The 3,235-nt window shown below is 56.0% G+C and carries 1 rRNA gene; it reads left to right on the forward strand.

The window, feature by feature from the left end:
• Positions 1–42 precede the first annotated feature (42 nt).
• Positions 43–3,178, forward strand: a 23S ribosomal RNA gene (locus tag ON29_RS10455).
• Positions 3,179–3,235: the final 57 nt, after the last annotated feature.

A 3,235-nucleotide genomic window follows, 5' to 3' on the forward strand; every position in this document is an offset into this window, starting at 1 on the left:
TGTGTTGTTTGAGAACTGCACAGTGGACGCGAGCATCTTTGTTAGTAAGTGTTTAAGAGCGTACGGTGGATGCCTTGGCACCAGGAGCCGATGAAGGACGTAGGAGGCTGCGATAAGCCTCGGGGAGCTGTCAACCGAGCTGAGATCCGAGGATTTCCGAATGGGGAAACCCAGCACGAGTGATGTCGTGTTACCCGCATCTGAATATATAGGGTGTGTGGAGGGAACGTGGGGAAGTGAAACATCTCAGTACCCACAGGAAGAGAAAACAACAGTGATTCCGTGAGTAGTGGCGAGCGAAAGCGGATGAGGCTAAACCATCCAGATGTGATACCCGGCAGGGGTTGTCTGGTTGGGGTAGTGGGAGCATTCTTCTCTATTCTGCCGAGTAGGGCGAGAGTCAGAAACCCAGGTGTTAGTTGAAGTGGTCTGGAACGGCCTGCCATAGACGGTGATAGCCCGGTAAGCGAAAACTCTTGGGCTCTCGTGGATGTTTCCCGAGTAGCAGCGGGCCCGTGAAATCTGCTGTGAATCTGCCGGGACCACCCGGTAAGCCTGAATACTCCCTGGTGACCGATAGCGGACTAGTACCGTGAGGGAAAGGTGAAAAGTACCCCGGGAGGGGAGTGAAATAGTACCTGAAACCGTGCGCTTACAATCCGTCAGAGCTTGTGCATCCTTTGGTGGATGGTGGGTGATGGCGTGCCTTTTGAAGAATGAGCCTGCGAGTCATCGGTGTGTGGCGAGGTTAACCCGTGTGGGGTAGCCGTAGCGAAAGCGAGTCCGAATAGGGCGTTTTTAGTCGCATATCATGGACCCGAAGCGGAGTGATCTACCCATGGCCAGGGTGAAGCGACGGTAAGACGTCGTGGAGGCCCGAACCCACTTAGGTTGAAAACTGAGGGGATGAGCTGTGGGTAGGGGTGAAAGGCCAATCAAACTCCGTGATAGCTGGTTCTCCCCGAAATGCATTTAGGTGCAGCGTCACGTGTTTCACGCCGGAGGTAGAGCTACTGGATGGCCTAGGGGGCCTACAAGCTTACCGAAGTCAGCCAAACTCCGAATGCCGGTGTGTGAGAGCGTGGCAGTGAGACTGCGGGGGATAAGCTTCGTAGTCGAGAGGGAAACAGCCCAGATCGCCGGCTAAGGCCCCTAAGCGTGTACTAAGTGGAAAAGGATGTGGGGTCGCGAAGACAACCAGGAGGTTGGCTTAGAAGCAGCCACCCTTGAAAGAGTGCGTAATAGCTCACTGGTCAAGTGATCCTGCGCCGACAATGTAGCGGGGCTCAAGTACACCGCCGAAGCCGCGGCACTCCGACAATACGTCCATCATTCCCTGCGGGGGGTGGTGTAGCGGTCGGGGTGGGTAGGGGAGCGTCGTATGGCCATGGAAGCGGCAGGGTGACCTAGCCGTGGAGGCCATGCGAGTGAGAATGCAGGCATGAGTAGCGAAAGACGAGTGAGAAACTCGTCCGCCGAATGACCAAGGGTTCCTGGGCCAGGTTAATCCGCCCAGGGTGAGTCGGGACCTAAGGCGAGGCCGACAGGCGTAGTCGATGGACAACGGGTTGATATTCCCGTACCCGTGTATCCGCGCCAAGTGGTGAATCATCTGTGCTAATCGTCCTGAACCGGATGGACTTCCTTCGGGAAGCTGGAAGGGGATGCACGAGACCCTGGGTGTAGTAGTCAAGCGATGGGGTGACGCAGGAAGGTAGCTGGGCCAGGTGATGGATTACCTGGTGTAAGCGTGTAGGGCGTTGTGTAGGCAAATCCGCACGACATGAGCCTGAGACGTGATGCGTAGCCGATTGAGGCGAATTCAGTGATCCTATGCTGCCGAGAAAAGCCTCTAGTGAGTTGGTACACGGCCCGTACCCCAAACCGACACAGGTGGTCAGGTAGAGAATACCGAGGCGATCGAGAGAACTGTGGTTAAGGAACTCGGCAAAATGCCCCCGTAACTTCGGGAGAAGGGGGACCACGTCTGGTGACCGGCTTTACGCTGTGAGCTGGGTGTGGTCGCAGAGACCAGAGAGAAGCGACTGTTTACTAAAAACACAGGTCCGTGCGAAGTCGTAAGACGATGTATACGGACTGACGCCTGCCCGGTGCCGGAAGGTTAAGAGGACCGGTTAGCGCCTTCGGGTGCGAAGCTGAGAATTTAAGCCCCGGTAAACGGCGGTGGTAACTATAACCATCCTAAGGTAGCGAAATTCCTTGTCGGGTAAGTTCCGACCTGCACGAATGGCGTAACGACTTCTCTGCTGTCTCAACCACAGACTCGGCGAAATTGCATTACGAGTAAAGATGCTCGTTACGCGCGGCAGGACGAAAAGACCCCGGGACCTTCACTATAGCTTGGTATTGGTGTTCGGTACGGTTTGTGTAGGATAGGTGGGAGACTGTGAAGCGGGCACGCCAGTGTTCGTGGAGTCGTCGTTGAAATACCACTCTGGTCGTATTGGACTTCTAACCTCGGACCCTGATCGGGTTCAGGGACAGTGCCTGGTGGGTAGTTTAACTGGGGCGGTTGCCTCCCAAAATGTAACGGAGGCGCCCAAAGGTTCCCTCAGCCTGGTTGGCAATCAGGTGTCGAGTGCAAGTGCACAAGGGAGCTTGACTGTGAGACTGACAGGTCGAGCAGGGACGAAAGTCGGGACTAGTGATCCGGCACCGGCATGTGGAAGCGGTGTCGCTCAACGGATAAAAGGTACCCCGGGGATAACAGGCTGATCTTCCCCAAGAGTCCATATCGACGGGATGGTTTGGCACCTCGATGTCGGCTCGTCGCATCCTGGGGCTGGAGTAGGTCCCAAGGGTTGGGCTGTTCGCCCATTAAAGCGGCACGCGAGCTGGGTTTAGAACGTCGTGAGACAGTTCGGTCTCTATCCGCCGCGCGCGTCAGAAACTTGAGGAAGGCTGTCCCTAGTACGAGAGGACCGGGACGGACGAACCTCTGGTGTGCCAGTTGTCCTGCCAAGGGCACTGCTGGTTGGCTACGTTCGGAAGGGATAACCGCTGAAAGCATCTAAGCGGGAAGCCTGTTCCAAGATGAGGTTTCTCACCACCTTCGAGTGGTTAAGGCCCCCTACAGACCATGGGGTTGATAGGCCGGAACTGGAAGCACGGTAACGTGTGGAGGTGACCGGTACTAATCGGCCGAGGACTTACCAACAAAGGTTGCTACGCGTCCACTGTGCGGTATCTGAAACAACACACAGATACCCTCCGA

Origin of the sequence: Nocardia exalbida NBRC 100660, from assembly GCF_000308575.1 — a bacterium.
Taxonomy (GTDB): Bacteria; Actinomycetota; Actinomycetes; order Mycobacteriales; family Mycobacteriaceae; genus Nocardia; species Nocardia exalbida.